General features: G+C 69.2%; 23 protein-coding genes and 1 pseudogene. 10 read left to right on the top strand and 14 right to left on the bottom strand.

Annotated elements, in window-relative coordinates; all coding sequences use genetic code 11:
• Positions 1–27: 27 nt before the first annotated feature.
• From CLV30_RS07225 to CLV30_RS07180, 10 genes are all read right to left on the bottom strand, one after another.
• Positions 28–924, bottom strand: a complete 897-nt coding sequence (locus CLV30_RS07225; RefSeq protein ID WP_106536526.1) for an SMP-30/gluconolactonase/LRE family protein — start codon at positions 922–924, stop codon at positions 28–30.
• Positions 914–1,792 carry a hypothetical protein gene (locus tag CLV30_RS07220; protein ID WP_106536525.1) on the bottom strand — a complete coding sequence of 293 codons (879 nt, stop codon included), beginning with the start codon at positions 1,790–1,792 and terminating at the stop codon, positions 914–916. Before CLV30_RS07220 ends, CLV30_RS07225 begins: the two co-directional genes overlap by 11 nt.
• Positions 1,789–2,877: a Gfo/Idh/MocA family protein gene (locus tag CLV30_RS07215; RefSeq protein ID WP_129710869.1), complete on the bottom strand. Its 1,089-nt coding sequence runs from the start codon at positions 2,875–2,877 to the stop codon at positions 1,789–1,791. The genes CLV30_RS07220 and CLV30_RS07215 overlap by 4 nt, the downstream gene beginning before the upstream one ends.
• On the bottom strand, positions 2,870–3,940 hold the full coding sequence (locus tag CLV30_RS07210; protein WP_165358466.1) for a Gfo/Idh/MocA family protein: 1,071 nt from the start codon (positions 3,938–3,940) through the stop codon (positions 2,870–2,872). The genes CLV30_RS07215 and CLV30_RS07210 overlap by 8 nt, the downstream gene beginning before the upstream one ends.
• Positions 3,941–3,980: 40 nt before the next feature.
• On the bottom strand, positions 3,981–4,325 hold the full coding sequence (locus CLV30_RS07205; protein ID WP_106536522.1) for an antibiotic biosynthesis monooxygenase family protein: 345 nt from the start codon (positions 4,323–4,325) through the stop codon (positions 3,981–3,983).
• The gene (locus CLV30_RS07200; protein WP_165358467.1) at positions 4,322–5,116 is read right to left on the bottom strand and encodes a GntR family transcriptional regulator; all 795 of its coding nucleotides are present in this window, start codon (positions 5,114–5,116) and stop codon (positions 4,322–4,324) included. The genes CLV30_RS07205 and CLV30_RS07200 overlap by 4 nt, the downstream gene beginning before the upstream one ends.
• Before the next feature lie 55 nt (positions 5,117–5,171).
• Positions 5,172–6,068, bottom strand: a complete 897-nt coding sequence (locus tag CLV30_RS07195) for an MBL fold metallo-hydrolase (RefSeq protein WP_129710870.1) — start codon at positions 6,066–6,068, stop codon at positions 5,172–5,174.
• A 97-nt stretch (positions 6,069–6,165) separates the two neighbouring features.
• Positions 6,166–7,011, bottom strand: coding sequence for a carbohydrate ABC transporter permease (locus CLV30_RS07190; protein WP_106536519.1), 846 nt, complete (start codon positions 7,009–7,011; stop codon positions 6,166–6,168).
• Entirely contained in the window at positions 7,008–7,943 is a 936-nt protein-coding gene (locus tag CLV30_RS07185) for a carbohydrate ABC transporter permease (protein WP_129710871.1), read from the bottom strand. Before CLV30_RS07185 ends, CLV30_RS07190 begins: the two co-directional genes overlap by 4 nt.
• Before the next feature lie 28 nt (positions 7,944–7,971).
• Positions 7,972–9,309 carry an ABC transporter substrate-binding protein gene (locus CLV30_RS07180; RefSeq protein WP_165358468.1) on the bottom strand — a complete coding sequence of 446 codons (1,338 nt, stop codon included), beginning with the start codon at positions 9,307–9,309 and terminating at the stop codon, positions 7,972–7,974.
• A gap of 383 nt (positions 9,310–9,692) precedes the next feature.
• Between CLV30_RS07180 and CLV30_RS07175 the strand changes: the two genes are divergently transcribed.
• Both CLV30_RS07175 and CLV30_RS07170 read left to right on the top strand, forming a co-directional pair.
• The gene (locus CLV30_RS07175; RefSeq protein WP_165358469.1) at positions 9,693–11,186 is read left to right on the top strand and encodes a sulfatase family protein; all 1,494 of its coding nucleotides are present in this window, start codon (positions 9,693–9,695) and stop codon (positions 11,184–11,186) included.
• 3 nt (positions 11,187–11,189) lie between these two features.
• Positions 11,190–11,978, top strand: a complete 789-nt coding sequence (locus CLV30_RS07170; RefSeq protein WP_106536515.1) for an Fpg/Nei family DNA glycosylase — start codon at positions 11,190–11,192, stop codon at positions 11,976–11,978.
• Positions 11,979–11,991: 13 nt separating this feature from the next.
• Here the strand turns inward: CLV30_RS07170 and CLV30_RS07165 are convergent, their stop codons facing one another.
• The gene (locus CLV30_RS07165) at positions 11,992–15,657 is read right to left on the bottom strand and encodes a hydantoinase B/oxoprolinase family protein (RefSeq protein WP_205740521.1); all 3,666 of its coding nucleotides are present in this window, start codon (positions 15,655–15,657) and stop codon (positions 11,992–11,994) included.
• Between the two features lie 67 nt (positions 15,658–15,724).
• Between CLV30_RS07165 and CLV30_RS07160 the strand changes: the two genes are divergently transcribed.
• Positions 15,725–16,537: an alpha/beta fold hydrolase gene (locus CLV30_RS07160; protein WP_106536514.1), complete on the top strand. Its 813-nt coding sequence runs from the start codon at positions 15,725–15,727 to the stop codon at positions 16,535–16,537.
• A 5-nt stretch (positions 16,538–16,542) separates the two neighbouring features.
• The gene (locus tag CLV30_RS07155) at positions 16,543–17,106 is read left to right on the top strand and encodes a TetR-like C-terminal domain-containing protein (RefSeq protein WP_106536513.1); all 564 of its coding nucleotides are present in this window, start codon (positions 16,543–16,545) and stop codon (positions 17,104–17,106) included.
• 3 nt (positions 17,107–17,109) lie between these two features.
• Here CLV30_RS07155 and CLV30_RS07150 read toward each other — a convergent pair whose 3' ends face one another.
• Positions 17,110–17,802, bottom strand: a complete 693-nt coding sequence (locus tag CLV30_RS07150; protein ID WP_106536512.1) for an EcsC family protein — start codon at positions 17,800–17,802, stop codon at positions 17,110–17,112.
• An 84-nt stretch (positions 17,803–17,886) separates the two neighbouring features.
• On the opposite strand from CLV30_RS07150, the gene aat reads away from it, so the two are divergent.
• Together aat and CLV30_RS07140 are read left to right on the top strand one after the other, a co-directional pair.
• Positions 17,887–18,579 (top strand): leucyl/phenylalanyl-tRNA--protein transferase, encoded by a 693-nt coding sequence (gene aat / locus CLV30_RS07145; RefSeq protein ID WP_106536511.1) that lies wholly within the window; start codon positions 17,887–17,889, stop codon positions 18,577–18,579.
• Between the two features lie 28 nt (positions 18,580–18,607).
• The gene (locus tag CLV30_RS07140) at positions 18,608–19,471 is read left to right on the top strand and encodes an Fpg/Nei family DNA glycosylase (protein WP_106536728.1); all 864 of its coding nucleotides are present in this window, start codon (positions 18,608–18,610) and stop codon (positions 19,469–19,471) included.
• A 15-nt stretch (positions 19,472–19,486) separates the two neighbouring features.
• Here CLV30_RS07140 and CLV30_RS07135 read toward each other — a convergent pair whose 3' ends face one another.
• Positions 19,487–20,113 (bottom strand): FMN-dependent NADH-azoreductase, encoded by a 627-nt coding sequence (locus CLV30_RS07135; RefSeq protein ID WP_106536510.1) that lies wholly within the window; start codon positions 20,111–20,113, stop codon positions 19,487–19,489.
• 88 nt (positions 20,114–20,201) lie between these two features.
• On the opposite strand from CLV30_RS07135, the gene CLV30_RS07130 reads away from it, so the two are divergent.
• Entirely contained in the window at positions 20,202–20,885 is a 684-nt protein-coding gene (locus CLV30_RS07130) for a TetR/AcrR family transcriptional regulator (protein WP_205740522.1), read from the top strand.
• Here the strand turns inward: CLV30_RS07130 and CLV30_RS07125 are convergent.
• Entirely contained in the window at positions 20,882–22,909 is a 2,028-nt protein-coding gene (locus CLV30_RS07125; protein ID WP_106536509.1) for an HNH endonuclease signature motif containing protein, read from the bottom strand. The genes CLV30_RS07130 and CLV30_RS07125 overlap by 4 nt on opposite strands.
• Positions 22,910–23,187: 278 nt before the next feature.
• On the opposite strand from CLV30_RS07125, the gene CLV30_RS07120 reads away from it, so the two are divergent.
• The 3 genes and pseudogenes from CLV30_RS07120 to CLV30_RS27785 form a co-directional block, all read left to right on the top strand.
• Complete coding sequence (locus CLV30_RS07120) at positions 23,188–23,796, top strand: dihydrofolate reductase family protein (RefSeq protein ID WP_106536508.1); 609 nt, start codon at positions 23,188–23,190, stop codon at positions 23,794–23,796.
• A gap of 81 nt (positions 23,797–23,877) precedes the next feature.
• A complete protein-coding gene (locus CLV30_RS07115; protein ID WP_106536507.1) occupies positions 23,878–24,207 on the top strand; it encodes a YciI family protein in 330 nt (109 codons plus the stop codon).
• Between the two features lie 126 nt (positions 24,208–24,333).
• A pseudogene (locus tag CLV30_RS27785) lies at positions 24,334–24,609 on the top strand (YciI family protein); the annotation flags it as partial.
• Between the last annotated feature and the right edge of the window lie 34 nt (positions 24,610–24,643).

Genomic DNA, 24,643 nt, shown 5'->3' with positions numbered 1-24,643 from the left:
GCGCACGGGCCCGCCGTTTGCGGCGCGCTACATCAGTGCCGTGCGCACGCTCGGCAGGCCCGGCCGGCGCACCCGAATGCGGTACAGCCCGGTGGACGCGCACACGTACAGCGTCCGCAGGTCCGGGTCTCCCCAGGTGAAGTTGGCAGCGGGTTCGGGTGTGCGGATGACGCCCAGGCTCGCTCCGTCGACGTCGAAGACGTGCACGCCGCCGGGTCCGCAGCAGTACAGGTTGCCGGCGCTGTCGAGCTTCAGCCCGTCCGGTGCGCCGTCGCCGTCGCCCTCGGTGACGGCCCAGACCGAACCCTCGCCGAGCGTGCCGTCGGCCAGCAGGTCGAACACCCGGATGTGCATCCGCTCGGAGTCGTTGACGAACAGCCGCTTCTCGTCCAGGGCGAAGCACAGCCCGTTCGGCTGCACGAAGTCGTCCACCAGCAGGTCGAGCGTGCCGTCGGCGCGGATCCGGTACACGCCCTGGAACGGAAGTTCCGGCTCACGCGGGACACCCACGAAGTCCTGCCGGCCGTAGGTGGGGTCGGTGAAGTAGATGCCGCCACCGGCGACGACGACGTCGTTCGGACTGTTCAGACGGCGGCCGTCGTAGCGATCGGCGAGCGTCACCACGGTGCCGTCGGGCTCGGTGCGCGACACCCGGCTGGTCGCGTGCTCGCACGTCACGAGCCTGCCCTGCGCGTCGTACGCGTTACCGTTGGCCATGCCGCTGGGCGAGCGGAACACCGTGACGCCGTCGCTCGGAGTCCACCGGCGCATGGTGTCGCCTGGCATGTCGCTGAACAGCAGGAAGTGATCCTCCGGATGCCACAGCGGCCCCTCGAGGAACTGGAATCCACCCGCGACCAGCTCCAACTCGTCGTCGGCATCCACGATGCCGGCCAGCCGTGAATCACGTACCTCAATGGTCATCGTTACCTCCTGGGAACTGCCGGACCGCATGACGGACGAGGCGCGTGGCATCCTCGCCCAACCGGACGGCACGCGCGCCCGGCGCGACGAGCTCGCTCAGCAGAGCCGCCAGCTCCCATCCGCCGACGACGCTGTCCGGCGCCTGCACGTCGTGCTTCGCTTCACGGACCGCCGGGAACGTGTAGCCGGGCGGCCCCGGGCTCCAGACGCCCACCGAGCCTGGAGCGAACGGTTGCCGCAGCGCCAACCGGCCGGACCCGCCCAGCACGACACCGTCGAACATGGTCGCCGGCGTGCTGTGCGCCGGGACGATGTGGTGAACCACCTGGACACCCGAGTCGAGCGTGTGCACCGCGGTGGACACCGAAGGCTCGCGTGACAGCCAGGAACTCGTCACGACCACCGCGTTCGCCACGAATTCCGCGATCCGTATCCCGAAGACCATCGCTTCCAGCGGCGAGACCGCGGTGACGTGGTCGACGTCCCATTCCCCCGAGGGCGGCAGCCCCACCGGCACGGTGAGGTCGACCACGTGCGGCGTCCCGATCGCGCCTTCGGCAACGTACTGCCGAGCGGTTTCGAGGTCGGCGCTGACGTCGACGGGCAGCAACGGCACCCAGCGACCCGCCGCGAACGGGAACCCGTCGCCGGGCGGCAACCCCGCCAGCACGTCCAGCGACACCAGGGCCCGGTCCGCTTCCGGCGCCGTCGCGGGTGGGCCGGAGCCGTCGACGACCGTGGCCACACTCCGGCCGACGGTCACGTCCGGCGTCAGCTCGACGATCGTGTCCCCTGCCCACATCCTCGCGGGATACCGGTGCCGCCGCTCGTCGTCGACCATCAGGCGGATGCTCGGCACGCCGCTCATGCGGCCGTCACCTCCGCCGCGGTCAGGATCTCGGCCATGTGCACCTCCCGGCCGCTCGCCGCGGCCCGCTCGGCCGCCACGAGCATGGCGATGGATCGCAGGCCCGCTTCGGGCGATGTCGGAACCGGATCGCCTCGGCGGAGCGCCTCGAAGAAGACCCCGGCGCTGTGGTACCGGTCCTCGTGCCGCAGGAAGTGCGGCGGAAGATCGGGCACCCACCAGGAGTCCTTCCGGCGGTCGAAGATCATCAACGGCGTCCGCGCCTGGTTGAACACGCGCGTGGACGGCAGGTTCCCGCGCAGCTGGACGATCGCGCCGTCGGTCCCGTAGATCTCGGTGGCCACCTGCTGGGCCGGAAGCGACTCGCTGAGCTCGCTGACCCCGGTGAACCGCGGATAGCGGAACAGCACCGTCGAGTTGTCCTCCACCGGCAGGCCCGGCACGACGGTCTGCCGGACACACAGGGCGCTGTCGGGCAGGCCGAACATCCACTCGAACCACAGGCTCACGTGCGTGCCCGCGAAGAAGAGCGAATCACGCCGTTCGTACACCGGGTCGTTCCACGACGTGACGATGCGATCAGCCCGGTAGTCCGCGGCCTCGTACTCCAGGTAGTGTCCGTGCAGCTTACGGACCCGCACGAGGTCGCCGACGGCGCCGTCGTCCACCAGCTGCTTGACCCGCGCCGCCAGCGGATGGTGCCGCAGGTTGTACGCCGGCATGATCTGCACGCCGTATGTGCGGGCGGCGTCCACGATTCTGCGAGCGCCTTCGACGTCGCCCGCGATGGGCTTCTCGATCAGCACGTGCTTGCCCGCGGCCGCAGCGGCCTCGACCAGTTCCGGATGCCGTCCCGGTTCGGCGCACATGCTCACCGCGTCGATGTCGTCCCGGTCGAGAAGACGCGCCAGGACGGGCTCGAAGTCGACGCCGAACTGCGCGGCCTTACGTTCACCACGTGCCGTGTCGCTGTCCCACACCGCCGCCAGTTCGACCCCGGGGGCGGCCAGGGCACGGCGGCACATCTCGTCGGCATGGATGAACCAGAAGCTCAGCTGCGCGACCCGCAGAACCGGCTCAGCCATCGACGCCACCTCCGGCTCCAGCCACGGCCGTCGCCAGATCGGCCTGCGCGAGCAGATCGGCCGGACGGACCTCACGCCCGTCGTACAGGGACCGGTAGACGGCCAGCACGGCGGCCAGCGACTCGAGCTGACGACGGGCCGCCGTCAGTGGTGTCCTGCCGTCGACGATGCACTCGCAGAAGTGGGCGATCTCCTCCGCGAACCCCATCGACGGCTGGTCCTGCTCGATGGACGTCCGCTCGCCGTCGACCGTGTACGTCACCGATCCACTGAGGATGTCGAACTCCGCCGTCCCCCGGGTCCCGGTCAGGCCGAACGCGAGCCGGCGCCCGCCGACGTGCAGTGAGCGTCCGGTGAAGAACATGCCGCCGATGCCGCCGTTGCCGAACCGGGCGCTGATCACGACGTCACGGTCGAGGAACGGCTCCGGCGACGCCGGCCGTTCCGTGGAGTACGCGAAAACCGACTCGATACCGCCCATGAGCAGCGACGCCAGGGTGATGTTGTGGACCCCGGCGGTCATCGTGAACCCACCACCCGCCGCGGACAACCGCAGCGCAGCTGCCACCTCGCCGTCGTGCTCGACATAGAGGGCGCTCTCGTTCTGCGCACGCAGCATGAACAGCTCGCCCAGGGCGCCGTCGTCGACCAGGCGCCGTACCCGCCGGGTCGCCGACGCGAACGGCCAGTTCTCCGCCACCATCAACGTCGCGGCGCTGTGCTGCTCTGCTTCCAGCATCCGCGCGGCGTCCTCGAGCCCGGTCACGAACGGCTTCTCGAGCAGGACGTGTTGACCGGCGGCGAGGAAGGCGCACGTCGACTCCAGATGCAGGCGTGGCGGCAGGCAGATGTCCACGGCGTCGATCCCGGGATGTCCGACCAGCGATCCGAAGTCGGTGTCCCGATGCTCGACGCCGAACTCGGCGGCAAGGCTCCTGGCCCGGTCCGGGTCCGCGTCGACCACGCACCGGACTTCGGCGCCCGGCTGCGCGTGCCACGCGGCCGCATGGTCACGGGCGACGAACCCGGCCCCGATCAGCGCGACGCGCAGCGTCTCACCCATGTGCAGCTCCTCCGGTCGGGCGCTGTCGGCCACGTGCGAATCACGCGGCATCGTGCGCGGCGTCGATCGCGGCCACGTCGTATCCGCACGACTGCACCGACGTCGCCAGTGCCAGAACGTCCGGCCACGCGTCCGCGTGATCACGGCTCTGCGCCCAGAGCCTGCGGTTCTCCTCGGAGTCGAAATCGAGTTCGAGTTGGTACGTGTACGGCACCACCGTGCCGCCGAACTCCTCGAGCACGTGAGCGGGATACCTGCGCAGAAGGCTGGAACCGAGATATCCCTGCTGTCGGCGCAGAGCGGGAACGTAGACGTCGTGGTACATCCGCTCGAACGCCGCACCGTCACCGTCGTCGACGGCGAAGAAGATCTGCAGCCGGATCATCGAGCCTCCTCATCGGCCGTTGTGGTGGCATCCTTCAATGGCTTGACCAGGGGCATCGCACCGAGTCCGGTGGCCGCGTCCGGCGAAGCGTCCTCACTCACGGTGGTGACCAGGCACAGCACATCCGGACGGAAGACAAGGCGGCCGATGGTGACCGGTGACGATCCCTCCGAATACAGCCGCGCCTGCATGACCAGCAGCGGCGCCCCCTCGGCAACCTGGAGTTCGCGGGACAGGTCCCCGGATGCCGCCTCCGCGGTGAACATGCTCTCGGCCCGGGTGACCCGGATGTGCTCGGTGTCCCGGAGAAAGGTCGTCACACCCTCGGTCAGCGACTCGATGTGCACGTCGCGGCCGTGGAGCACGGTGGGGAGACTGTGCTCCACGAACGCCGCCGGCTCGCCCTCAACCTCGTACAACCGGGACGCACTGAATACCGGGCTTCCTGGTGAGAGTCCCAGAGCGATCGCGGTATCCTCGCTCGCCGGGTCTCTGCGGATACCAACGGCCTGCACCGTGTAGTCGACTCCGACGGCGTTGAGGTATTCGGAAAGGGAGAGGATCATGTCGACCGGATAGGCCAGCCACGAGCGGCCCTCCCAGCGCTGTCCGGGGCGGTTGATCAACGTACCGACCCGTCGACGCCGCACGATCTCGCCCTCGGACTGCAGCCGGGCCAGCGCAGCACGCAGACTCGTCCGCGAGAGGCCGAGCTGATCACTCAACTCTTTTTCCGGTGGGAGCCGGTGCGAGCCCGATCGACGGTATTCGGCGATCAGCGACCGCAGCATGGACTCCGCTTCGTCGACACGTGTCTGTCGCACCGCTTCGGACTGTTGTGCCATGTCACACCACTCGCATGAGGTCTCGCCCGACGGTCGCTCGGCCCGTGTAGTGCAACCGCACGTCATCGAGCCAGCGCTCGTCCGGTAGATGTCCCGGCAGTAGATGGGTCAGCACCAGATGACGAGCGTTGGCCTTCGCCGCCACCCTGCCGACGTCGGATGACAGCGTGTGGTAGGCGGGATAGCCGTATCCTGGGTAGATCGCTTCGTGTATGAGCACGTCGGCATCGCTTGCGTGGTCGATCAGGTTGTCGCAGGGACGAGTGTCGCCGGAGATCACGACCGACGTGTCGTGCGTGTCGATCCGATACCCAAATGCCTCGCACACCGGATGATGATCGACCCGGAACGATGTCGTTCTCCATGTCCGTCCGAAGACTTCCGTGCCGTCGTCGACCTCGATCACCTCGGGCGCCAACCGTTCCACGTCGTACGCGTGATCGAGCCGGGCACGGATGTCGTACTCGTGCAGGGCGAGCATGCGGTTGACGAACTCCAGCGTCCCCGGCGGACCGACGATGAGCGGCGGGCGATAGTCGTCACGGTAGGAGATCCAGCCACTCATCAAGATGAACGGCAGGTCGACGTTGTGATCGGCGTGATGATGGGTGATGAAGACGTGGGTGAGGTCGCTGGGGCGGAAACCGAGCCGGGCCATCTGATAGGCACATCCGTTGCCGCAGTCCACCAGCATCAGGTCGGTCCCCGCCTGGACGAGTGTCGATGGCCCGTTTCGGTCCGGTAGGACGGCGGGGGTACCGGTACCGGTGAGCCACACCCCGAACCGGCCGGGCTCTCGCGCCCCCGCTGCGCCGGCCGCCGGGACCAAGCGCCCGCGGACCAGCTGCTCACCCGCCAGGTAACCGGCCAACGGGGACTGGCTCTTCTCATGTGTCACAGACGCCACCTTGATCGGCTCCGACCGTTGTCTCGTGTTGTGGGGTCCGCGACGATCTCGACCGCCGACCACTGCCGGGCATTGACAACTCCCCTTTTCATCCCCTCACCGCACCTCGGGTTATTCCCGCGACGACGTATTTCTGCGCGAAAATCACAAGGAGAACGGCTGGCAGGCTGACCACCGTTGCCGCCGCCGCCATCTCGCCGAAGCGGATATTGTGCTCCTGCAGGTAGCCGGCGATTCCCACCGTCGCCGTCTGCGCCGACGGCCCTGAGGTCAGACTGACGGCGAAAAGGAACTCATTCCACACGAGGATACCGACGAACAGGCATGCCGTAGCCATACCGGGTTTGGTCAGCGGAAGCATGATGCGCCAGAAGATCGTGAACTCCCGCGCGCCGTCGACTCGTGCCGCCTCGCGGAGACTGCTGGGAACCGCGTCGAAGTATATCTTCAGGAGCAGTGTGGCGAAGGGGACCTGAATCGCTGCGTTGATAAGAATGAGACCGAGAATAGTGTTCACCATTTCAAGTCGCCCGAGCCACGTGTAGAACGGTGGAACAAGCACGACCGGAGGGACGATCTGAATGAAGAGAATGAGCACCAACAGGATCGTCTTGAAACGTAGTGTCCACGGATACTTGCTCAAGCTGTACGCGGCCAGCGACCCGACCGACAGGCACAACAGAACGCTGCCAGCGACGACTTGCACGCTGTTCAGAAGTTGACGCCCCAGCGGCGTGTGACCCTGGATCACCGACGTATAGTTGTCCAAAGTCCATCGCGGAGAACCGAAAGGCTCGGAAATCAGATCGATCGGCGGACGCAGCGAGTTGTACCACAGCCAGACGACGGGGGCGGTGGAAACGATCACCGCGAAGATCACGATCACGACAGCGGGTTTGTTGTTCTCCCAGGTCACGGCCTTGGTATTTCTCATGCCGCACCCCCGATGGCTTGGAAAAAGCGGCGTAGAGCCCAGATGCCCACCGCGAACACCACCACGATCAGAATCGTGAACACCGACACCATGCTGGCGTAGCCGACTTCCAGCTGATCGGAATACAACCGGTGCACGAACGTACTGACGATCTCGGAGCTGATCCCGGGCCCTCCTCCGGTGAGGATGAAGACCTCGTCGAACGTCTTGACACCGCCGATCGCCCTGATCAGGGCAGCAGCGCCGATCGCCGGCAGAATCTGCGGCAGTGTGATGTACCGGAACACCTGTCGTTCGTTCGCCCCGTCCACCAGCGCCGCCTCGCGGAGCTCGGGGTCGGCTCCCTGCACCGCCGCGAACACGATCAGGAAGACGACCGGCGTCCAGTGCCAGACATCGACGACCATGACCGCAAACAGGCTCAACGTCGACGAGAGCCACCCCTGCTCCGGCAGACCAACCGCATCGAGTGCGGCGTTCAGGGCACCGATACGGGAGTTGAGGATCAGCCACCACACGACGCTGACGACGACCGGGGCCACGACGATGGGCCAGAGGAGCAGGCTCTGCGCCAGCCGGCGGATGCGGCCGGCGCGCTGCACGAACACGGCAAGCGCGGTGCCGAGCAGAATCTGGGCCAGGGTCGTGAGGCCGACGAAGATCAACGTGTTGCGTAACGCGACCCCGAACACCTGGTCCCCGAGCGCGGTGCGGAGGTTGTCCATACCGGTGTAGGTCTGCCGCAACCCGCCGGCTTCGAGCTGAACTGTGGACAGTGCCAGACGGAACAGCTCGATCAGCGGGAACAGCACCAGCAGGAGCAACAGCGACGCCAGCGGAAGAAGAGCGAGAACGCGGAAATCCATCGGCCGGCGCCTGCGCCTGGCATGGGAGTCGACCGTGGCTTCACGAGGCGGGAGCGTCTGCGTCACGCCGGCTCCCGGAACGTCGACGGCTCGCTCATGACGCGACGCCCTCGGCCTTCACGATCTCCTCGAGGTCGGTACGCATCTTGGTCAAGCCGTCGTCGACGCCGAGCGATCCGGTGAACAACTCTTGGAAACGCCGATCGAGAGCCTCACGAATCTTGGCACCAAAGGTGTACCGCGCAAATCCGTGCAGATATTCGGTACTGTCCGAGACAGCTTTCATGTACCGGTACTCGGACTCGTCGGCGAGATCGGACTCGTACACCTCCTGATGGGTGACCACGCCACCGGCCTCCGCATAACGCATCTGCGCGTCCTTGGTCATGAGCCAGCGCAGGAAAGCCAACGCCGCCTCCTTCTGCTCGTCCGCCAGATGCGCGGGGATCGCCTGGACGAGCGCCCCCGTCATCGACGCATGCTCACCGTCGGCGGGACGCGGCACGACGGCGTAGTCGATCTTGCCGGCCACCTTCGAGCGGGCGGGATCGTCGAGAAGCGCGTGGGTCGCCGACACCGCGTGTCCTTGAAGGACCTCGCCCGTCTGGAACAGCGCCGTCAACTCCGGTTGTTCGATGGTCTGCGGATCACGGGGTCCGTGCGAGACCAACTGGATCGTCGTTTCCAGGGCAGCCTGGCCGGCAGCGTCGTCGATCGTGACCGTGTAATCGTCAGGGGGATTCGCGAACAGATCTCCGCCGTAACCATGAAGAATCGCCATGAAGTCGAACAAACGCGGACGCATCACGTAACCCTGCAGCTGATCACTGTCGTGTTCCTTGGCTATGTTCAGCACGTCCTCCCAGGTTTCCGGCACCTCCAACCCGAACTCGTCGTACAGATCGCGTCGGTAGAGGAAGAGTTGGATGTTGCCATTCACAGGCAACCCGTAGATGGTCCCTTCGGGATCGAACCACCCACGCTCGCGGTCCCAGCGACCGAGGTTGTCGTAGGTGATGACGCCCTCCGGCCACGTGAACGAGGGGTCGATCTCGGTCATCGGCGCGAGCACTTCTGAGGAGTAGAACTGTCCGACGAATCCCTCGGCCAGCGTGAAGATGTCGAACTCCTTGCTGCGCTGGGACACGGCGTTGAACGCCTGGGTCGGCACGGCGTCGAAGGGAAAGACCCGAACGTCGACGGTGTTACCCGTCTCGTCCTCGTAGACGCTGACCACCTGGCGGAAACTGTCCAGCCACGGAGCTTCGGGAAGCACGGCCGTGATCGGTGCGGCAGACGAGCCGTCACCGGCGGCGGTCCCGGCCCCGGTTCCTGACGAGCACGCCGCAAGGTATGCGCTCAATGCTGTGAACGAGATCCCGGTCTTGGCCGTGCTGGACAAAAAGGACCGGCGCGTGAGTGTTGGTGCCATGGCGAGGCCACCTCGCATCCTCTCTATTTGGTCGCGGCTTCGAAATCGACTGAACCGAGCTCCTAACGACGCGCCGGCCACCTGCGGGCCGAGCAGAACTCATAGTGGTGGATCATTGCTCGCGAAAGGTCTGCTCGGATCTTCCGCTGCACCACGCGTCGCGCGGCCCGCACAGCGGGCACAGCCGGAAAGAACTGTCGCGGCCCGGGCATCACGTCCGATCAGATCGGATCATTAGATCCTGAATGGTCTGCTTGACCCTGCCTATAGTCCAACCTTATGTTGGGCAGTGTCAAGACCCGGAAACCACGATCATGAGGATGGAGTCCCGATGCTCAGCCTCTTCGAGGACCTCACGAGACGCGAAAATCACGGTTGACCGGATGACCGACGGATCCGGAACGGTCGCGGATGCGACCGGCAAACCCAATATCGTTTACATCCTCGCCGATGACATGGGCTACGGAGATATGCGGCGCAACAACGCCGACGGCAAGATTCCCACGCCGAATCTCGACCGGCTCGCCCGCCAAGGCATGCGCTTTACCGACGCCCATGCCGGATCCAGCGTCTGCACGCCCAGCAGATACAGCCTCCTCACCGGGTGCTATGCCTGGCGTTCACGGCTGAAGAGCGGCATCGTGTGGCCATGGGACGGCTCGTTGATCGAGCCGGGTCGACCAACGGTCGCGAGTCTATTGCGTGATTCCGGGTACCGCACCGCCTGTATCGGCAAATGGCACCTGGGCTGGGACTGGCCGACGCACGACGGACGCCATCCCAACGACACACTTCGGTACGGGGTGCTCACAACCGAGGAGAACGCGAAGCGGGAGGCGTTCGCCGAGAATGTCGACTTCGCCGGACGGATCCGTGGCGGTCCGGTGGATCACGGATTCGACACCTATTTTGGCGTCGACGTTCCCAACTTCCCGCCCTACGCCTGGTTCGCCGACGATCGATTGACCCAGCAGCCCACCGAACAGAAGCCGCCGGAGATGTACGGGCGCAACGGCCCGGCGGTCCCCGGCTGGTCGCTCGAAGAGATGGTGCCGGAGTTCACACGGCGCGCGGCCGAGCTGATCGAGGCGCACGCGACGCCAGACACCGATCCGGAGCAGCGCCCGTTGTTCCTCTACCTCCCGCTGACGTCGCCGCACTCACCGATCGTGCCGAACGCTCAGTTCCGGGGAAAGAGCGGAATCGGTGCCTACGGTGACTTCGTCTGCGAAGTGGACTGGGTCGTGGGTGAGGTGATGGATGCGCTCGAGCGCGCCGGCGCCTCCGACAACACATTGCTGATCTTCGCCAGCGACAACGGGCCCGAGGATCACACCAAGGACGACGAAGGCGCCTACCAACGGATCCGCGCCACCGGACACGCGAGCATGGGCCCGCTACGCGGGATAAAGCGTGACGCGTGGGAGGGCGGACACCGTGTGCCCATGCTCGCCAGATGGCCCCGCATTGTTCCGGCTTCGACGAGCTGCGATCAGATCGTCTGCCTTAGCGATCTGATGGCCACCTGCGCAGACATCGTCGGCGCCACGCACGACACCGCCGAAGACAGCGTGTCGATGCTTCCGCTGCTGCGGGGCCGGGTCGACGAGCCCACGCGCGACGACGTCATCCATCACAGCGAGACGGGGACGTTCGCTATCCGTCATGGCCGCTGGGTGTTCATCGACGCACCGACCGGTGACGAGAACGGTGAACCGGCAGACTTCGCCCGGGCACGCGGATACCAGCCGCACGACTTCCCGGGGGAACTCTACGATATCGACGATGACCTGCTGCAACGCCGCAACCGCTACGGCGAGCGACCAGACGTCGTGGACATGCTGTCCGCTCGGCTCAGCGGGCTCGTGCGAGGCTGAACCATGCCCGAAGGCGACATGGTCTGGCGTACCGCCCGCCAGCTGCACGCGTCGCTCGCCGGGCAGGAGCTGACCCGCAGCGACTTCCGCGTCCCCCGGCTGGCCACGGTCGACCTGCGCGGACGTGTGGTCGACGAGGTTCGCGCCCGTGGCAAGCACCTGCTCGTGCGGGTGTCCGGCGGCCTCACCCTGCACACACATCTGCGCATGGACGGGAGCTGGCGCGTCTTCGAGCGCGGCGAACGGTGGCGCGGCGGCCCGGCGTTCCAGATCCGGGTCGTGCTGTGCACGGCGTCGGTCGACGCAGTGGGCTACCGGTTGCCGGTCGTCGAGTTGGTCCGGACCGAAGCCGAGGGCGAGATCGTCGGGCATCTCGGCCCGGACCTGCTCGGTGACGACTGGGACCCGGACGAGGCGGCCCGGCGCATCAGAGCCGAACCCGGCCGCGAGGTCGGTGTCGCGTTGCTCGATCAGCGCAACGTGGCCGGCATCGGCACCATCTACCTGAGCGAGGTGTGTTTCCTGGCCGGCACCTCCCCGTGGACGACGGTCGAGGACGCCGACGACGTGCCCGGCCTGCTCGGGCGCGCACACGAACTGATGAACCGCAACGCCCGTGCCGGGACCCAGGTGACCACGCAGGACTCGCGGCCGGGCCGGAACCACTGGGTCTACGGTCGCGCCGGCCGGCCGTGCGGGCGCTGCGGCAACACCGTCCGTTCGGGCGAACTCGGCCGGGCACCCCACGAGCGGGTCGTGTACTGGTGCCCGGCCTGCCAGTCACCGGCGTGAACCCCGGCGGTCGCTACGTTTCGGGAACGCCGTAGCCGCCGCCTCCGGGCGTCTCGATCACCAGCACGTCGTCGGGCCCGAGGTCGACGGAGTCGCTGCCGGCCATCTGCTCCGCGGTGCCGTCCGCGCGCTCGACGGAGTTGGCGCCCAACGCTCCCGGCGCACCGCCGGCCATGCCGTACGGGGGCACACGCCGGTGCCCGGACAACGTGCTGACCGTCATCGCTTCACGGAAGCGCAGCCGCCGGACGACGCCGTCGCCTCCACGCCAGCGGCCCGCTCCGCCGCTGCCCCGGCGCAGCCGGAAGTCGTCGACCAGAACCGGGAAGCGCCACTCGAGCACCTCCGGGTCGGTCAGCCGGGAGTTCGTCATGTGGGTCTGCACGCCCGGCGCGCCGTCGAACCCGTCACCGGCACCGGAGCCCGACGCCACCGTCTCGTAGTACTGGTACCGGTCGTTGCCGAACGTCACGTTGTTCATCGTTCCCGAACCCTCGGCCTGCACGCCCAGCGCGGCGTACAGCGCACCGGTGACGGCCTGGGACGTCTCGACGTTGCCCGCCACCACCGCCGCCGGGTACACGGGTGCCAGCATCGACGGTTCCGGGACCACGATCGACAGCGGACGCAGGCAGCCGTCGTTGAGCGGGATGTCGTCGGCCACCAGGGTGCGGAACACGTACAGCACGGCCGCCTTCGCCACCGACGCCGGGGCGTTGAAGTTCGTCTCGAGCTGCGCGGACGTGCCGGTGAAATCCACGGTCGCGCGGCGGCCGGCGCGGTCGACCGTCACCGCCACGGCGATGCGTGCGCCGTCGTCCGTCTCGTAGACGTACTCGCCGTCGCCGATCGCGTCGACGACCCTGCGCACCGCCTCTTCGGCGTTGTCCTGCACGTGGCCCATGTAGGCCTGCACGACGTCGAGGCCGAAGTGCGCGATCATCCGGTCGACCTCGTCGACGCCCTTCTGGTTCGCCGCGATCTGCGCCCGCAGGTCGGCGAGGTTGGTGTCCGGGTTCCGCGACGGGTACGGCGCCTCGGTGAGCAGTCGCCGCGTCTCCTCGTCGCGGAAGCGTCCGTTCTCCACCAGCAGCCAGTTGTCGAACAGCACCCCCTCCTCGTGCATCTCCCTGCTGAACGCGGGCATGGACCCCGGGGTGAGGCCGCCGATCTCGGCGTGGTGCCCGCGTGAGGCCACGTAGAACAGCACCTGCTCGCCGGCGTGGTCGTACACGGGGGTGACGACGGTGACGTCCGGCAGGTGGGTGCCGCCGTGGTACGGATCGTTCACCGCGTAGACGTCGCCCTTGGCCATCCGCGCGCCACGGCGCCGGATCACCTCCTGGACGCTGGCGCCCATGGACCCGAGATGCACCGGCATGTGCGGCGCGTTCGCGATCAGGTTCCCGTCGGGGTCGAACAGGGCGCACGAGAAGTCCAGCCGCTCCTTGATGTTCACCGACTGGGCCGTCGATTCCAGCCGGGCGCCCATCTGCTCGGCGATCGACATGAACAGGTTGTTGAAGATCTCCAGCATCACCGGGTCGGCCGCCGTGGAGATCCGTTCCACGTCGGTCTCGGCGCGGACCCGCTCCAGCAGGAGGTGCCCGTGCTCGGTGACCGACGCCCGCCAGCCGTCGTCCACCACAGTCGTCGCATCGTCCTCCGCGATGATCGCCGGGCCCACCACGTCGGCACCGACGGCCAGCTGTTCCCGCCGGTACAGCGGGGCGTCCCGCCAGCCCTTCGCACCCGAATAGAGGCGGACGGTGGCGGCTGAGTTCGTGGTGTGGGTGGGGATCTCGTCCTCGCCCGCGGCTCGCTCGTTCCTCGCTCGCCGATGCCCGTCCGCACCATGGACGAGACCCCCACCCACACCATCGCCTTGACCGCCGACCGCCTCTATCGACAGCGCTTCGACGATCAGCGGGCGGTCCATCAGGAACGAGTAGGTCCGGCGGTATGCTGCCTCGAACTCGGCGCGCATCTCGTCGATCGGGGCGAGGGCGACCGAGACCGACGTGTCCGTGCCGTCGTAACGCAGGTGGGCACGCGGGTACACGGTGATCCGGTCCGGGTCGACGCCCTGGTCGAGGAGCTCGGAGCGGGTCTGGTCGGACAGGGACTCGGCGAGCCCAGTCAGCCACCCGTCGATCTCCGGTTCGAGTCGGGCCTCGACGGACTGTTCGCGCATCGCCGTCGTGTCGGCGAGCCCGATGCCCAGGGCCGACAGCACGCCGGCCAGCGGCGGGACGAGCACGGTCGAGATTCCGAGCGATCCGGCGACCGCGCAGGCGTGCTGAGCGCCGGCGCCGCCGAACGTCGTCAGCGCGTACCGGGTGATGTCGTGGCCCTTCAGGACCGAGATCTTCTTGACGGCGTTCGCCATGTTCGCCACGGCGACGGCGAGGAACCCCTCGGCGACCTGCTCCGGAGCGCGCCGGTCGCCGGTCGCGGCGGCGATCTCGTCGGCCAGCGCGGCGAAACGCTCACGGACCACGGTCACGTCGAGCGGCTGATCACCGTCCGGGCCGAACACCGACGGGAAGGAGGACGGCTGGATCCGCCCGAGCATGACGTTGGCGTCGGTGACGGTGAGCGGGCCCCCGTTGCGGTAGCACGCCGGGCCGGGCCGGGCGCCCGCGGAGTCGGGCCCGACCCGGTAGCGGCTACCGTCGAAGTGCAGCACCGATCCGCCGCCGGCCGCGACGGTGTGGATGTCGAGCATCGGCGCACGCAGCCGCACCCCCGCGATCGTGGTGTCGAACACGCGCTCGTACGCGCCGACGTAGTGGGACACGTCGGTGGAGGTACCGCCCATGTCGAAGCCCACCACCCGGTCGAAGCCGGCCAGTTGTGACGTCCGCGCCATCCCGACGATGCCGCCCGCCGGCCCGGACAGGATCGCGTCCTTGCCGCGGAAGTGGCGTGCCTCGGCGAGACCGCCGTTGGACTGCATGAACATCAGCGAGACCCCGGGCAGTTCGGTCGTGACCTGGTCGACGTAGCGGCGCAGGATCGGCGACAGGTACGCGTCGACGACCGTGGTGTCGCCCCGCGGGACGAGCTTCATCAACGGGCTGGCCTCGCTGGACAGCGAGACCTGGTCGAAGCCGATCCGTTCGGCCAGGGCACCGACGAGGCGCTCGTGCTCCGGGTACAGGTGGCTGTGCATGCACACCACGGCCACCGCGCGGATGCCGTCGTCGTACGCCTGCCGGAGCGGGCCGCGCAGGGCGTCCGGATCCGGGGCCCGCAGCACCTCACCCTCCGCGGTGACCCGCTCGTCCACGTCGATCACGCGCTCGTGCAACAGCTCCGGCAGGACGATGTGCCGGTCGAAGATCCGCGGACGGTCCTGGTAGCCGATGCGGAGGGCGTCGGCGAAACCCCTGGTGACCACCAGTGCGGTCCGCTCGCCCGCGCGCTCGAGCAGCGCGTTGGTGGCGACGGTCGTGCCCATCCGGACCGCGTCGACGGACTCGACCGGGATGGGCTCGCCGGGCGGGACCTCGAGCAGTGTCCGGATGGCCGCGACCGCGGCGTCGCGGTACCGCGGCGGGTCGGCGGTGTCCTCGGAGAGCAGCTTGTGGGTGACCAGCCGCCCGTCCGGCGAGTGGGCGACGACGTCGGTGAAGGTACCGCCGCGATCGATCCAGAACTCCCATCCGCCGCTCATGGCCCGACCCTACGACGCCCGATGGACGGGCTTGACATTCTTGGCTAATGCGCATAGCTTTGTGGCTATGGGAGATAGCTTTTTGGACCGGCCGGACGGCCGGCTGGCGTACGACGTCAGCGGCGAGGGTCCGCTCGTGGTCTTGATGCCGGGCTTGGGCGACGTGCGCTCCACGTACCGGTTCCTGGCACCGGCACTGGTCGCAGCCGGTTACCGGGTCGCCACCGTCGATCTGCGCGGGCACGGTGCCAGCGACACCACGTTCGCCAGCTACGACGACGTCGCCGCTGGCGGCGACCTGATCGCCCTGGTGCGCCACCTCGGCGGCGGCCCGGTGACGCTCGTCGGCAGCTCGATGGCCGCCGGCGCCGCCGTGTGGGCCGCCGCCGAGGAACCACACCTGGTCAGCGGCACCGTCCTGCTCGGGCCGTACGTCCGCAACCCGCCGGCCAGCTGGACCGCCAGGCTGGTCACCGGTCTCGTGCTCCGTAAGCCGTGGGGCATCGCCGCGACCGGCGCCTTCATCGCGTCGTTGCACAAGGGGACGCGCCCGCCCGATCTCGCCGAGCACGTCGCCCGCATCAAGGCGAGCCTGCGCCGGCCGGGCGCGTGGCAGGCGTTCCGGCGGACCGCGGCGACGTCGCACGAGCCGGTCACCCCCCGCCTCAGCGAGGTCACCGCGCCGGCGCTGATCGTCATGGGCGAGCGGGACCCGGACTTCGCCGACCCGCGCGCCGAGGCGGAGTTCGTCGCCGGCGCGCTCGGCGGACCGGCGACGGTGACGATGGTGCCCGATGCCGGGCACTACCCGCATTCCCAGCGCCCCGACCTCGTCGCCCCGGCCGTCATCGGCCACCTCGGCGCCGTCGCGGCGGGCTGACGACGATGCCACGAGCCGGACTGTCCACCGCAGCCGTCGTCGACGCCGCCGTCGCGGTGATCGACGACGCCGGGCCCGGCGGTCTGACCCTGGCCGCCGTCGCCGCCCACACCGGGGTCGCGGCACCGTCGCTGTACAAGCACGTCACCGGGCTCGGTGAGCTGCGGACCCTGGTCGGCGCCCGCGTCATCGAGGAGGTCACCGACCGGTTGTCCGCGGCAGTGCTCGGCCGTAGCCGTGACGACGCCGTCACCGCGCTCATGCACGCGTACCGCGGCTACGTCGTCGCACATCCGGGGCGGTACGCGGCGATCCCACCGGATCCGCTCCGGGATCCGGCACTCGCGGACGCGGGGTCGAAACTGCTGGACGTGTTCCTCGCGGTCATGCACGGCTACGGGCTGCGGGACGCACCGGCCGTGCACGCCGTACGCAACCTCCGCTCCGTCGTGCACGGCTTCACCGCGATCGAGACCAGCGGAGGCTTCGGCCTGGCCGAGTCGCTCGACGACACGTACGCGCAGCTGATCGAGATGGTCCTGGCCGGTCTACCGCGGTCGCCGCGATGATCCTCAGGCCCGTTCGACGGTCACGTTCGGCGGGAACTCACGGTTGGCGAAACGGCCGATGGCGTAGGTGGAGAACGCGTCGACGCCGGCGCTGACGGCGCCGCCCAGCACCGGTACCCGCCGCGCGACGGTCAGCGTGGCGTGCTTGCCACCGATACGTGCCACCAGCTGCGTCGACACCGCGGTGACCGCGCGCTCGGCGACCGCGGGCTCCGGCACGTTGATGCCGGTGGCGACGTCGAACGGGGTGCCGGGTATGTCGCGGCCGCGCTGCGCCGTCTCGACGCCGTCCTTGCCGAGCAGCGTCAGCAGCGCGGCGACACGCACCCGCTGATCGGTGATGTCGTATCCGCGCAGGTGGGCGATGGCCGCGGCCATGCGCAGGTGCAGTACCGCGATGCCCGCGATGTTCGCCGGAACCGAGACCGGCATGGTCACGACACCACCGATGTTCGTGACGAACCCCTGCACGCCGGCGAGCCGGATGTGCTGCTCGGTGACGTCGCGCACCGCGCGATCGACGTCTCCGGTGCGGTCCAGGTGCCGCCGCGCGATCTCGAGCGCGCCGGGGAACCCGGGAAACCCGTCGATGGCGCGGCCGATGAACTGATTCGCTCCGCGGGCCGCCATGACCGGCGCCGCCCTACGCGCCGCAGTCGTGCCCGCCCAGGTGCCGATGGCGCGCCGAACTCCCATGGCCCCTACGATACGCCCGCGACGGGAAGTGGCGGGGCTAGGCTGGCAGTGGCAGCAGTCGTCCACCGGCATCGGGAGGTCCGGGTGCCCGTCGAGCCACCGCCGACGCGATGGGCGCTGCCGCCGTCCGAGCTCGGCGACGACGACCTCGTCGCGTTCGGCGCCGACCTGGAGCCCGGGACCCTGCTCGCCGCGTACCGCAACGGCCTGTTCCCCATGCCCATCGACCGGCTGCTGGGCCGGCCCGCCGACCTCGCCTGGTGGTCGCCCGATCCGCGTGGTGTGCTGCCGCTGAACGGGCTGCGGGTCAGCCGGTCGCTGCGGCAGGCGTGCCGCCGGTTCGAGATCCGCGTCGACACCAGCTTCGACCAGGTCGTCGCCGCCTGTGCCGATCCGGACCGCCCGGGGGCCTGGATCAGCGACGAGGTCCAGTCGGCATACCAGCGGCTGCACCGTCTCGGCTGGGCACACTCCGTCGAGGCATGGACCCCCGACGACCGGCTCGCCGGCGGCCTGTACGGCGTCGCGATCGGCGGGCTGTTCGCCGGTGAGTCGATGTTCCACGCACGGCAGCGCTGGGGCCGCGATGCGTCCAAGGTCGCCCTGGTCGCCCTGGTCGAGATGCTCGCGGCGGATGGTGGCGTGGGCCGGTTGCTGGACGTGCAGTGGGGCACGCCGCACCTGACCGGCCTGGGCGTCGTCGAGATCCCGCGCACCGAGTACCTGACCCGGCTGCGGCGTGCCCTGGAACTCCCGCTACCGGCCGCACTGGCCTGACCTGCACGGCACGGGGCACAATGCCCTCATGCCGGAACTGCCGGAGGTGGAGGCGCTGGTGGCGTTCCTGCGCGAGCGCGCCGTGGGAAAGCCGATCGCACGGGTCGACGTCGCGAACGTGAGCGTCCTCAAGACGTTCGACCCGCCGGTCACCGCGCTCGGCGGGCTGACGATCACCGGGGTGACCCGGCACGGCAAGTTCCTCGACCTCGACTGCGACGGGCTGCACCTCGTGCTGCATCTGGCGCGCGCCGGGTGGCTGCGCTGGAGTGACGAGCTGTCACCGAAACCGCCGAAGCCCGGCCGCGGTCCGCTGGCGATGCGGGTACGGCTGGCCGACGGCTCCGGGTTCGACCTGACCGAGGCGGGCACCCGCAAACGGCTCGCCGTCCACGTCGTCCGTGACCCCGCCGACGTGCCGGGGGTGGCCCGCCTCGGCGTCGACCCGCTGTCCGACGAGTTCACCGTCGAGCGGCTGCACGAGATCCTCACCGCGGCGAAACGCGCGCAGATCAAGGGCGTGCTACGCGACCAGTCGATCATCGCCGGCATCGGCAACGCCTACTCTGACGAGGTCCTGCACGCCGCGAAGCTCTCGCCGTTCCACCCGTGCTCGACGCTGACCGACGACGAGGTGGCCTCGCTGCACGCCGTCATCGTCGACGAGCTGTCCGGTGCCCTGGGCCGCGCCGAGGGTCTCGCCGCGCGCGAGCTGAAGGACTCGAAACGCTCGTCCATGCGCGTGCACGGCCGCACCGGCGAGGCGTGCCCCGTCTGCGGCGACACCGTCCGCGAGGTGTCGTTCGCGGACTCCAGCCTGCAGTACTGCGCGACCTGCCAGACCGGCGGCAAGCCGCTGGCGGACCGGCGGATGTCGAAGCTGCTCAAGTAGGCCGCAGCCGGCCGGTCAGAACTTCGTCGCGACGTCGCGAGCCTGCTCCGCCGCGGCCCGGCGGCCCGCAGCGGGGTCGGCCGTGACCAGGTTCGGCCGGAAATGTATCGGCTCGATCTCGGTGACGCCGGCCCAGCGCAGCCAGTCCTCGAAGAAGCTGGTCTGGAAGTCGGCACCGAAGCCGGGTCCGCGGTCGGGGCCGTAGACGCCGCCGGTGTAGATGACGGCGGCCTTCTTGTCCGCGAGCAGCCCGGTGTAGCCGTCGTGCGGGTCGAAGCCGAAGATCATCCCGGGCTGGCTGACGACGTCGATGAACTGCTTGAGCACGTACGGCACGCCGGCGTTCCACATCGGGACGCTGAACAGGTAGCGCGACGCGCTGTCGAACCTGGCGAACGCCGCCTCGACACTGCGCCACGCGACGGCCTGGGTCTCGTCGAACCCCGTCCCCCCGAACACCGCCATCTTCGCCGTCGCGGCCGCGGGGCCGAACTCCGGCAGCGATCCGTCCCACAGGTCCCAGTGCTCGACCGGATCGCCCGGGTGCGTCTGCTGATAGGTCGTGACGAACGCCTCCGCCAGTGCGAGCGACTCCGACTCCGCGCCGCGTGGCGACGCCGAGACGTGCAACAACGTGCTCATGTGAGATCCCTTCCCCGATGCGCGTCCGGTGACCGGTGCGCGGCCGGTGAGTTGCCTGACCCGGACCGTTCTGGACTACAGTCCGGTTATGTCCTTCGACACTACCGGACCACGGTCCGGTTACGCCATTCACGAGACGTCGCTGGTGACGTTGCGCTCGTCACCGCCGAAGGAGCGCTCCGACGCGGCACGCAACCGCGTGGCCGTCCTCGCGGCCGCCGCGGAGCTGTTCGCGCGGGACGGCGTCGAGCACGTCTCCATGGACGCGATCGCCGCGGCGGCCGGAGTCGGCAAAGGCACGTTGTTCCGCCGGTTCGGCGACAAGGCCGGGCTCGCCGTCGCCCTGCTCGACGAACGTGAGCGCGAGCTCCAGGAGACGATCCTGTCCGGACCGGCTCCGCTCGGCCCGGTCACCAGCACCGATAAGCCCGACCCGCGGGAGCGGCTGAGGGCCTTCGTCGACGCGTACGCGCACTACGTCCTTGCCCACCTCGACCTGGTGCGGATGTCCGAGACCGCCGCACCCGGCGCGCGCTACCGCATCGGCGCGTATCGCTTCTGGCATCGCCACACGGCCCTGCTGCTCGCCGCGGCACGTCCCGGCGACGACGCCGACGCCCTGGCCCATGTCGTGCTGGCGCCGCTGTCGGCCGAGCACCTGCACGCGGTCGTGGCCGAGCAGGACGCCGATCGTGCGCTCGCGGCCATCGACACCGCCGTCACCGCCCTGGTCGGCGAGGACGTCGGCGGAAAAGGCACCCGGGGTTCCTAGAACGGCGGGACGTCGTCGCACGGACCGGGCGGGTCGGCCCGGACCGTCGGATCAACAGGGCTGGGTGGTGGTTTCAACCGGGGCGGCCCGACACCGGTTGGCTCGACGTCCGGGTGCGTTCCGGTGATCGGGCCGATGGACTCGGGGGGCTTGGTGTAGCGGTGTCCCGAGGGTGAGATCCATTCGTACGCCCCGGACTGGAGCCGGACAAGGCGCCATCGACCGTGATGTTTCAGCAGGTGGTGGGTCTTGCACAGCGGGAGACAGTTGCAGGCGGAGGTGGGGCCACCGCGACTGTGCGGGTCGCGGTGGTCGATCTCGCAGGCCATAGCGGGGCGGTGACAGCCGGGTGAGCGGCATTCGCGGTCACGGAGCACGACGTGATCAATGAGGGCCTGGGGTGGACGGTAGCGGGTGAGGCCGTGGTCGAGCACCTGCCCGGTGGCGGGATGGGTGCCGACCCATTGCCACAGGCCACCGGCGGCGAGGTGGCGGCCGATCTGGCCCGGGACGGGGCCGTAGCCGTCCAGGTGGGCCGGGTGTTCGTCGAGTCCGAGGAGCGTGGTCAGCGGTATGGTCACGTGCACGGTGACCGGACGGCCGTGTGCATGGGCCAGCGCCGTACCCACCGGCGCACCACCCGGCGACGCGGTGCCGCCTGCATGACCGTGACGGTCGTGGCCGTCGGCATCGCGACGCCCACCGCCGCTTCCGTCGCCGTGTCCGTCGTCGTGTCCGTCGTCGTGTCCGTCATGCCCACTGTCGCCGTTGTTGCCGTGGCTGACGTCGGGGCGAGCACCGAGATGGCCGGTGGTCAGCGAGTTCCAGACGAGTTCGGCCAGGGCATCGGCTCGTCGCTGGTCGAGCGTGCGCGGCTCGCGGCTGGATTCCCGGTCGCGGCGTTTCGCGGTCTCGGCGGCGGCGTTGAGGGTGGCCATGACAGCGGCGACGTCCTCGGCGGGCATGAACGCCTCGAGGTGGGCCATGCCGTCCTCGGCAGGGCTGTCGCGCACGTAGCGGCGCTGCCTGGCCTGCTGGCAGCGCTGCTCGGCCTCGACCGGGGCGAGCTGCTGCAGCAGGTGTTTCACCTTCCGCCGCAGCAGGACGGAGTCGAGGTCGCCGGCCTCGGGCAAGACCGAGGCCTCGACCCGGCGCCGGATCGCCGGGTCCTGCCCGCCCAGCTCGGCCGTGATCACCCGGGCACGGCGCTCGTCGATCATGCCGGCGGCCAACGCGGCGTGGGTGGCGGGAAAGTCCTCGACCAGTTGCACAGCGTGCCCGACGGCGTTCTCGGCCTGCCGGGTCGTGGTGTGGGTGCGCCCTGCGACATCCATCGCGGTGTTCGTGACCGGGTTCACCGACCGGTAGCCGGTATCGCCGGCCGGGCGCATCGCCGTCCGACGGGTCAACTCCGCCAGCACGCCCGCCTGCGCGGCCAGTGCCCACGAGGTGAGGCGCTGCCACGCCGCGGCGGCCTCGACCAGCTCGAACGCCCCCAACTCCGCGACGTCGACACCGTCGAGGACGCCCGCCAGCTCCGGACCCGGCGCCATGTCCGCCACCGCGGCCGGTAACACCCGCGGCACCTCGACCACCGCCGCCTCAGCCGCGGCGAGCGGCGCGGCGGCGGGGGAATCGACGGCAACCGGACGGGTGCCGGGCGGATCGACGGCGGGTCGCGCGGCGGCGGGTAGCGAGGCGACAGGCGGATCGGCGGCAGCGGCACCACAGCTGTCGGCCCCGAGATTCGGGTCGCCGTCGTCGGCGAACAGCCGCGGGAACTCCGCACGCAGATCCACACCATCCAGCGGCGTGGACACCGCTGCGTCGGCAGGATCGTGCGGGTTCACCCATCCGTGCGCCACGCCCTCGTCGTAAGCGGCCAGCAACACCGGATCCACCGCGCCCGGCGCCAACACCTCCACCCGGCCGTACGCGACACCGTCGCCCACCACCGGCCCACGGCCGACGCCAGCGGACACGGCTGTCCGCGACACCGCACCACCACCGCAGTTCTCGAACATACGAACGACAATATCCGATCCCACCGACAATGTCGGGTCGAGTGACACCCCCACGACGTACGGCTGCGCATCTTGAGCGTCAGCACCGGGACCATCGAGCAACGCGGCCGTGGAGCGCAGCCGCGGCAAGATCTCGCGCTGCCGGATCGCTGCCCACCAGCGCTGCCGAGAGAAGTCCGTGAACAAGTCCCGCACGCGCTGTCGGATCGGGGCGGCGGCGTTCGTAGCAAGGGTGAAAGCCACCGACGAGAGGCACCCCGACGAAGGGAAACGCGACCATGAAACTGACGACCGTCACGAACGTCTCCGTCGACGGAGTGATGCAGGGACTCGGCGGGCCGGACGAGGACCGCAGCGGCGGGTTCGAGCGCGGCGGATGGGCGATGCCGTTGTTCGAAGAAGAGGCCGCGGCCTTCCTCGGCGGGATCTACCAGCGCACCGATGCGTTCCTGTTCGGCCGGCGGACCTACGAGATCTTCGCCGGCTCCTGGGGCACGTGGGCCGATCCGGGCGACAGTCCCTTCTGGACGGCGTTGAACACGCGGCCCAAGTACGTGGCATCGACCACGCTCACCAATCCCCGATGGGCGGACACGACGGTCCTGTCCGGAGACGTCGCGGCCGCGGTCGGCGAACTGAAGGCCAGGCAGGGAGGTGAGCTGCAGGTGCACGGCAGTGGCGAGCTGGTCCGCGGGCTGCTGGACGACCGGCTCGTGGACGAGATCACCCTGCTCACCTTTCCCGTGGTCGTCGGCCAGGGCACACGGCTGTTCGGCGACCGCGGACCGGACATCGCACTCGACCTCGTCGAATCGCGATCGTTCCCGAACGGCATCACGGCCCAGGTGTTCCGGCCGACCGGGCGCCCGCGGTATGCAATCGACTGAAGCGCGTGACACCGATGCGGCGCGACGCTCGGGAACCCGCAGACGACCGCGCGCCCTGGAACCACAGGAGATGATCGTCAGATGCAGTATCTGGTTTCCGTGATCGACGACAAGACCGGCTCGGCCACCGCGTCCGAGATGGCTGCGATCAACGCGTTCAACGACCGGCTCGAAGCAGCGGGTCACTGGGTCTTCGCCGGCGGCCTCGCCTCGCCCGGCACGGCCACCGTCATCGACAACCGGAGTGCGGAGGCGTTGGTCACCGACGGGCCGTTCGTGGAGTCGAAGGAGTTCATGGCCGGCTTCTGGGTCATCGAGGCGCCGGACCTCGACGTGGCGCTCGAGCTCGCCGCCGAAGGGTCGAAGCACTGTCATCGGAAAGTCGAAGTGCGGCCGTTCCTGGGAGGGTGAGCTGTCGGATCGGAGCGGCGGCGTTCGTAGGAGGGGTGAGAGGCGGCCCGGAGGCCCGGCGGCTCGACGGAGGCGGAAGGCCGGCGGGCCGGAGGACGGTTACACGGAGACAGGAGACGATCCGAGATGACGCAGTACCTGATCGCGTTCGACGACGGCGACATGAACCACATCCCCGAGAAGGACCTGCCCGAGGTCGGCACGGCCGCGTCGGCAGCGTGCCGCGAGGCGCGGGAAGCGGGGGTGTGGGTGTTCGGCGGCGGGCTGGCACACCACGACGTGGTGAGCGTGGTGGCCCCCGACGGAACCGTCACCGACGGCCCCTACCCGCGGACCAAGGAACATCTCGGCGGTCTCGCTGTCGTCGAGGTGCCCTCGCACGACGCGGCCCTGGAGTGGGCCGCCAAGATCGCCGCGGCCTGCCGCTGCGCGCAGC

The sequence above is a fragment of the Haloactinopolyspora alba genome (genome assembly GCF_003014555.1).
Lineage (GTDB): Bacteria > Actinomycetota > Actinomycetes > Jiangellales > Jiangellaceae > Haloactinopolyspora > Haloactinopolyspora alba.
Note: the sequence above shows the minus strand (reverse complement) of the source record. Positions and strands in the feature narration are given on the sequence as shown.